7 protein-coding genes are annotated in these 7,411 nt (G+C 71.5%); 2 read left to right on the forward strand and 5 right to left on the reverse strand.

Going from position 1 to position 7,411, the window contains the following annotated elements; translation table 11 throughout:
• Positions 1–52 precede the first annotated feature (52 nt).
• From DN069_RS33130 to pdhA, 5 genes are all read right to left on the reverse strand, one after another.
• Positions 53–1,057, reverse strand: a complete 1,005-nt coding sequence (locus tag DN069_RS33130) for a trypsin-like serine peptidase (RefSeq protein WP_111506946.1) — start codon at positions 1,055–1,057, stop codon at positions 53–55.
• A gap of 123 nt (positions 1,058–1,180) precedes the next feature.
• The gene (locus DN069_RS33135) at positions 1,181–2,296 is read right to left on the reverse strand and encodes a M64 family metallopeptidase (RefSeq protein ID WP_111506947.1); all 1,116 of its coding nucleotides are present in this window, start codon (positions 2,294–2,296) and stop codon (positions 1,181–1,183) included.
• 119 nt (positions 2,297–2,415) lie between these two features.
• Positions 2,416–3,864, reverse strand: coding sequence for a dihydrolipoamide acetyltransferase family protein (locus DN069_RS33140; RefSeq protein ID WP_111506948.1), 1,449 nt, complete (start codon positions 3,862–3,864; stop codon positions 2,416–2,418).
• Between the two features lie 18 nt (positions 3,865–3,882).
• Positions 3,883–4,866, reverse strand: a complete 984-nt coding sequence (locus DN069_RS33145; RefSeq protein WP_111506949.1) for an alpha-ketoacid dehydrogenase subunit beta — start codon at positions 4,864–4,866, stop codon at positions 3,883–3,885.
• A gap of 1 nt (position 4,867) precedes the next feature.
• Complete coding sequence (gene pdhA, locus DN069_RS33150; protein WP_243640075.1) at positions 4,868–5,995, reverse strand: pyruvate dehydrogenase (acetyl-transferring) E1 component subunit alpha; 1,128 nt, start codon at positions 5,993–5,995, stop codon at positions 4,868–4,870.
• Between the two features lie 251 nt (positions 5,996–6,246).
• Here pdhA and DN069_RS33155 point away from each other — a divergent pair, with 251 nt between their 5' ends.
• Entirely contained in the window at positions 6,247–6,903 is a 657-nt protein-coding gene (locus DN069_RS33155; protein ID WP_111506951.1) for a response regulator, read from the forward strand.
• A gap of 135 nt (positions 6,904–7,038) precedes the next feature.
• A partial coding sequence (locus DN069_RS33160; protein ID WP_165845745.1) for a phosphotransferase enzyme family protein occupies positions 7,039–7,411 on the forward strand: 373 nt, incomplete at its 3' end.

Below are 7,411 nucleotides of genomic sequence, written 5' to 3' on the forward strand. Positions count from 1 at the left end.
TATGACGAATTGCCCTGCCTGGTGTCCGCCCTGTGAACGATGCAGGCAGCAACTAGTGGGTCTCGGCCCAGTTGAACAGGGTGAAGACCCGACTGTCGAAGAACGGGCTGTAGCTGGTCCAGCTGTTGGGGCCGCCGGTGTCCAGGCCGCCGGTGATGCCGACGAGGTAGCCGGTGTTGCCGTTGAAGCCCAGCAGCCACGGGCCGCCGGAGGTGCCGCCGTAGAAGCCGGTGCAGTACAGCACCATCTGCCGGTAGCCGGAGAGGTGGCTGGTCGGGTAGCTCGGGTGGCAGCGGATCGCCTCGTCCGCGGAATCGGCGCTGATCTTCGGGTAGCCGAGCGCGGTGACGTACATGCTGTACGTCGAGGGGTGGCTCAGCCAGTTGCCGCCGGTGACGCTCTGGACCGTCTGGCCCTTGCTGTTGTCGGCGACCTGCGCGAAGGCGTAGTCGTAGTCGCTGCCGGAACCGATGCCGGAGTAGTGGGAGTCCTTGAAGACCTTGGTGACGGCCCAGATCCCGTAGGGCTGCTGCGCGGCGCCGTGCTGGTACTTCGGCACGTAGGCCATCCAGCTGCCCGGGTTGCAGTGGGCGGCCATGATGATCAGGTTGCCGTGGGTGCTGTCCACGACGCTGGCGGTGCAGTAGTGCGTGGTCAGGTCCTGCGAGGCGTAGACGATGATGCCGGTGCTCGAGGCGCCCGTGAAGTGGCTCGCGTGGGCGATCGTGCTGCCGGTCGTCGCGTGGGCGCCCACCGACGTGGTCGACTTCGCCGGCGCGTCGACCGAGGTGGCGGCGGCCAGGCGGGCCGGCGTCCAGAACTTGGCGGCGGAGGAGGCGTTCCAGGTGCTCGGGGCGGCGGCGGCCATGCGCGGCGAGGCCGCCATCGAGCCGCCCGGCAGCGCGGACGCCTGGGCGCCGGCCGTGGCGGTGCCGCTCGGTCCGTTGATCTCCGCCAGCGCGGAGGGCACGAACACGGCCCCCAGCACGCCCGCGGCGAACAGCGCCGCGACGCCCGCCTTGATCCCTCCGAAACGGCGCCGTCTGCGCTCGCCCACCGTGGAACTCCCCACCCTTTGCCTATTTGTCTTTACACACTCTCATATGACTGCCCGTCCGCCCGAGGTGTGACCGGCTCCCGTTAGCAGGCCGTGACCTGTGGATTTCCTCTGAACCCCGCGTCACACCCGGCCCACCAGCCACTCGGCCCGGCCGCTCATCCGCGCCTGGCGGAACGCCTCGTCCCTGACCCACGGCGTCCGGTCGGTGACGACGGCTCGGACGGTCGCCCGCGCATTCGCCCCCACGCCCAGCGCACCGGTGTCCAGCGCGCCACCCCCGTCCCGCAGCGCGCCCGACGGCACCGGGCGCCCGTCCACGGTCCAGCTGACGGAGAGTCGGGCGCCGTCGCCGGCGAGCGGCAGCGTGTCGAGGCGCAGCGTCCGGCCCAGCGGCACCGGCCCGGCCTGCGGCGCGGGTTCGGCGTCGTCCACGAGCCGGAGCTGCCGGTAGAAGGACTCGATGATCGCCTCCCGGCAGGGGAGGTTGTAGACGCCGCCGAGGGTCCGCATGATCGAGTCCTGGGTGGGCCGGTAGAGGCCGTTGGCGCTCCGGTACGCGCCGACCACGCCGCCGGTGGGGTCGGCGGCGCCCAGCCAGCGCCACCACTTCGCGTGCGCCGTGGTCATCGCGTCGGCGCCCTGGGTGGACAGGTTCGGGAAGTCGGCGTTGTCGCCCGGCGCGGCGTCGTACTCGTCACCGAGGCCGCCCACGGTGTGTCCCATCTCGTGCTCGATGATGCGGGCCGCGTCCGGCGAGCCCGCCGCCAGTGTGGTGACGCCCGGACCGCCCGCGCCGCCGTACTGTGTCGAGTGGGCGAGCGCGATCACGTAGCGGGGTCCGGCGGCCGGGCCGACCCAGTGCGAGACGGCCGCGTCGTCGGCGCAGAGCAGGCGCGGCGTGCCGCCGCAGTCGAAGTGCATGCCGAGCGGAGAGCCGTCGCCGATGCCGGAGTGCGGGGAGACCAGGTCGACCCGGCGGACGTCGAAGAGGCGCGCGTAGCTCCGGAAGGGTTCGACGGAGCCGAGCGCCCGCCAGGTCGCCGCCGCCTGCGCGCGGAACTGCGGCAGTTCGTCGGAGGTGTAGCCGTCGCCCACCAGGACGATGCTGATCCGGTTGGCGGCCGGGCCGTTGTCGACGAGGTCGACCGTGTCCACGACGCGCGCCTCGGACGCGGACGCGGGAGTGGCGCCGAAAAGGAGTGCGAGCAACAGCAGCAGAGCGGCAGAAAGCTTCACTCAAGACAGAACGAGCGTGCTGGGCAACAGATGTTGAGCCATTCGGTCAAAAGGGACATTCCACAGCGAAAGGAGCCCGGGGCCGCGAACGGCGACCCCGGGCTCCCTCGGCAGTCCGGCTACTGCCAGCTGATCAGCTTCTTCGGGTCCGCCAGGATCGCCGCCGTGTCGGCGAGGACCTTGGAGCCCAGCTCGCCGTCGACCATCCGGTGGTCGAAGGAGAGCGCCAGCGTCGTCACCAGACGCGGGACCACCCGGCCCTTGTGCACCCAGGGCAGCTCCCGGACCTGACCGAACGCCAGGATCGCGGCCTCGCCCGGGTTCAGGATCGGGGTGCCCGAGTCGACGCCGAAGACGCCGACGTTGGTGATGGTCACCGTGCCGCCCTGCATCGCGGCCGGCGAGGTCTTGCCCTCGCGGGCCACCTCGATCAGACCGGTCAGCGCCTGGGCCAGGTCGGGCAGCGTCATGCTGCCCGCGTCCTTGATGTTCGGCACGATCAGGCCGCGCGGCGTCGCCGCGGCGATGCCGAGGTTGACCGAGCGCTTGTAGACGATCTCCTGGTTGGCCTCGTCCCAGCTGGCGTTGACCTCCGGGTGGCGCCGGATCGCGATCAACAGGGCCTTGGCGACCAGCAGCAGCGGGCCGACGCGGACGCCCGCACCCAGCTCGCCGGTCTCCTTGAGCTTGGCGACCAGCCGCATCGTGCGGGTGACGTCCACCTGGACCCACTCCGTCACGTGCGGGGCGGTGAACGCCGAGGCGACCATCGCCGCCGCCGTCGCCTTGCGCACGCCCTTGATCGGGACGCGGGTGTCACCGTCCGCGGACACGACCGGCGCCGCCGGGACGGCGGCCTCGGCCACCGGGGCCGCGACCGGAGCGGACGCGGCGGGCGCGGTCGTCGCGGCGACGTGCGCGTGCACGTCCTCGCGGGTGACCGTGCCGTGCGGGCCGGTCGGGGTGATCACGGCGAGGTCCACGCCGAGGTCCTTGGCCAGCTTCCGCACCGGCGGCTTGGCCAGCGGACGCTCGCCCGAGACCGGGGCCGCGCGCGCGGCCAGTGCCGGAGCCTCGGGAGCGGCCGGCGCGGGCGCGGCGGCCGGGGCCGGGGCCGGGGCGTAGTACGTCGCCTCGCCGCCGGACTGCACCACCGTCGGCGCGGGCGCCGCGGCGGGCTTCCGGGCACGGCGGCGGGACGAGCCCGAGCGCGGGCCGTAGCCGACCAGCACCTCGCGCCGCTCGGGCTCCGGCTCCTCGGCCGACGCGGCGGCAGCGGCGGGAGCCGCGGCCTCCTCGGCCGGGGCGCCGCCCGCGACGGCGACGCTGATGATCGCCATGCCGACGTCGACCGTCGTGCCCTCGCTGAAGAACAGCTCCTGCACCACCCCGTCGAAGGGGATCGGCAGCTCGACGGCGGCCTTGGCCGTCTCGACCTCGCAGACGATCTGGCCGTCGGTGACGGTGTCACCCGGCTGGACGTACCACTTGAGAATCTCGGCCTCGGTGAGGCCCTCGCCGACGTCCGGCATCTTGAACTGGCGGACGTTCGAAACAGCAGTGCTCATCGTGCTCTCCAACCCCCGTCAGAAGGCGAGGGCGCGGTCGACGGCGTCGAGCACCCGGTCGAGGTCCGGCAGGTACGTCTCCTCCACCCGGGACGGCGGGTACGGGGCGAAGTAGCCGCCCACCCGCAGCACCGGGGCCTCCAGGGAGTAGAAGCAGCGCTCGGTGATCCGCGCGGCCAGCTCCGCACCCATGCCCAGGAAGACCGGCGCCTCGTGCACGATCACGGCGCGGCCGGTGCGCTTGACGGAGGCCTCGAGGGTGTCGAAGTCGACCGGGGAGAGCGAGCGCAGGTCGACGACCTCGATCTGGTGGCCGTCCTCGGCGGCGGCCTCGGCCGCCTCCAGGCAGACCTTGACCATCGGGCCGTAGGCGACCAGGGTCAGGTCCTTGCCGGCACGCGCGACGCGCGCGGCGTGCAGCGGGAGCGCGGCCTCGCCCAGCGGGTCCACGACGCCCTTGTCCCAGTAGCGGCGCTTCGGCTCCAGGAAGATCACCGGGTCGTCCGAGGCGATCGCCTGGCGCAGCATCCAGTGCGCGTCCACCGGGTTCGACGGGGAGACGACCTTCAGGCCGGCCGTGTGGGCGAAGTAGGTCTCGTGCGACTCGCTGTGGTGCTCGACGGCGCCGATGCCGCCGCCGAACGGGATGCGCACGGTGATCGGCAGCTTGACGTGGCCGAGCGCACGGGCGTGCATCTTGGCCAGCTGGGTGACGATCTGGTCGAAGGCCGGGTAGACGAAGCCGTCGAACTGGATCTCCACCACCGGGCGGTAGCCGCGCAGGGCCAGGCCGATCGCGGTGCCCATGATGCCGGACTCGGCCAGCGGGGTGTCGATGATCCGGGCGTCGCCGAAGTCCTTGTGCAGGCCGTCGGTCACGCGGAAGACGCCGCCGAGGCGGCCCACGTCCTCGCCCATGACGAGGGTCTTCGGGTCGGCCTCCAGCGAGCGCCGCAGCGCCTCGTTGAGGGCCTTCACCATCGAGTACTTTTCAGCGGCCATCTCAGCGGCCCTCCCCAACCTCTTCGGAGCCGTCGAAGCTCGCCGCGTATGCCACGTACTCCTCGCGCTCCTCGTCCACGAGCGCGTGCCCCTCGGCGTAGACGTTCTCGAAGATCGCGCTCGGGTCCGGGTCGGGCATGTTGCGGACGCCCTCACGCACGCGGCGGGCCAGCTGCTCGCTCTCGGCGTCGACGGCGTCGAAGAACTCCTGGTCCGCCCAGCCCTCGCGGACCAGGTAGGCCTTGACCCGCTCGATCGGGTCCTTGAGCTTCCACTCCTCCAACTCGTTCGCGATCCGGTAGCGGGTCGGGTCGTCGGAGGTGGTGTGGGCGCCCATGCGGTAGGTGAAGGCCTCGATCAGCGTCGGGCCCTCGCCGGCGCGGGCGCGCTCGAGCGCCCAGCGGGTGACCGCGAGGCAGGCCAGCACGTCGTTGCCGTCCACACGGACGCCGGGGAAGCCGAAGCCGGCGGCGCGCTGGTAGAGCGGGACGCGGGTCTGCCGCTCGGTGGGCTCGGAGATGGCCCACTGGTTGTTCTGGCAGAAGAAGACCACGGGGGCGTTGTAGACCGAGGCGAAGGTGAAGGCCTCGTTGACGTCGCCCTGGCTGGACGCGCCGTCGCCGAAGTAGGCGACCACGGCGTCGTCGGTGCCGTCCTTGGTGATGCCCATCGCGTAGCCCGTCGCGTGCAGCGTCTGCGAGCCGATGACGATGGTGTACAGCTGGAAGTTCTTCTCGTACGGATCCCAGCCGCCGTGGTTCACACCCCGGAACATGCCGAGCAGGTTCAGCGGGTCGACGCCCTTGCACCAGGCGACGCCGTGCTCCCGATAGGTGGGGAAGGCCCAGTCGCCCGGACGCTGTGCGCGTCCCGAGCCCACCTGGGCGGCCTCCTGACCCAGCAGGGAGGCCCACAGGCCCAGCTCGCCCTGGCGCTGCAGCGAGGTCGCCTCGCCGTCGAAGCGGCGTACAAGGACCAGGTCACGATAGATGGAGCGCAGCTCCTCCGGAGTCGTCTCCAGGGAGAAGCGCGGATGCTCCACTCGCTCCCCTTCCGGGGTGAGCAGCTGCACCAGCTCCGGGACGGCAGCGGTCGCCGTCCCCGCCGTGCTCTCGACGGTCACGTTCACTCCTCGGTATTGCCGGCCATCCGGGGTTGCCGGCAACCGGTCCGGTCGCCTGCTCCGTGCGTCCTCGCTTCGGGTGGGCGACGACTGCGGATCGGCGGATAGGTGTGCCCTGATCCTCTTCGAGAACGTTACCCAGGGGAAGACCCAATTTCTTCTGTGCTAGGACGTCCAACTACCATCCTCACCCACAAAACCGGACAAACCTTCGCCCCCGCCCGACCTGTTCGCGACCCGTGTGCGAGGCTGTCCCCATGAGCGAATCGGGACAAATCCGCGTTTTCCTACTCGATGACCACGAAGTGGTGCGCCGCGGCGTCCACGAGCTGCTGTCGCTCGAGTCGGACATCGAGGTCGTCGGCGAGGCCGGCACCGCGGCCGAGGCACTGGTCCGCATCCCCGCCACCCGTCCGGACGTCGCCGTGCTGGACGTCCGCCTCCCCGACGGCAGCGGCGTCGAGGTCTGCCGGGAGATCCGCTCGCAGCTGCCCGAGGTCAAGTGCCTCATGCTCACCTCCTTCCCGGACGACGAGGCGCTCTTCGACGCGATCATGGCCGGGGCGAGCGGATACGTCCTCAAGGCCATCCGGGGCACGGACCTGCTCTCCGCCGTCCGTGACGTCGCGGCCGGAAAGTCCCTGCTCGACCCGGTCGCCACCGCCCGCGTCCTGGAGCGGCTGCGTGACGGCGGCCAGAAGGAGGACGAGCGCCTCTCCGGGTTGACGAAGCAGGAGCGGAAGATCCTCGACCTGATCGGCGAGGGCATGACCAACCGGCAGATCGGGGCCGAGCTGCACCTGGCGGAGAAGACCGTCAAGAACTACGTCTCCAGCCTGCTGGCAAAACTGGGCATGGAACGGCGCACGCAGGCCGCCGCGTATGTCGCGAAGATGCACGCGACGGAGGGTTAACGGTCACAGAAGATCAGCACGGGCTGCCGCTCACGTCCCGGCAGTAGCATCTGCCGCGTGACGCAGGGCCAGACACTCACGCTGACAAGTCGGTTATCAGCCGTTCCCGCCGCCTCCCGGGCCCGGGTGAACACGGTGCTGGAACGCTTCGGCGTGGACGCGCCCGTGGCCGTGGAGCGCACCGCGCACGGGCTGCTGAACCGGGTCTGGCGGATCGACGCGGAGGACGGCCGCCGCTGGGTCCTCAAGCAGTACCTCGACGACGCGGGCCACGCCTCCAGCGGCGCGATCGCCGCCCAGCACCGCACGATCGCCGCGCTGGCCGCGGCGGGCCTCCCCACCGTGCCCCCCGTCGCGGCCGAGGACGGCCGCACGCTGGTCCTGCTCCGGGGCCGCCGCTACGCGCTCTTCCCCTTCGTGGACGGCGCCGCCCCCGGTCCGCTCCCGCTCACCGCCGCGGCCGAGCTCGGCGTGTATGGAGCCGAGGAGCGTGCCGAGCTCGGCACGC

Origin of the sequence: Streptacidiphilus pinicola, assembly GCF_003258295.1 — a bacterium.
In the GTDB taxonomy this organism is placed as follows: Bacteria; Actinomycetota; Actinomycetes; order Streptomycetales; family Streptomycetaceae; genus Streptacidiphilus; species Streptacidiphilus pinicola.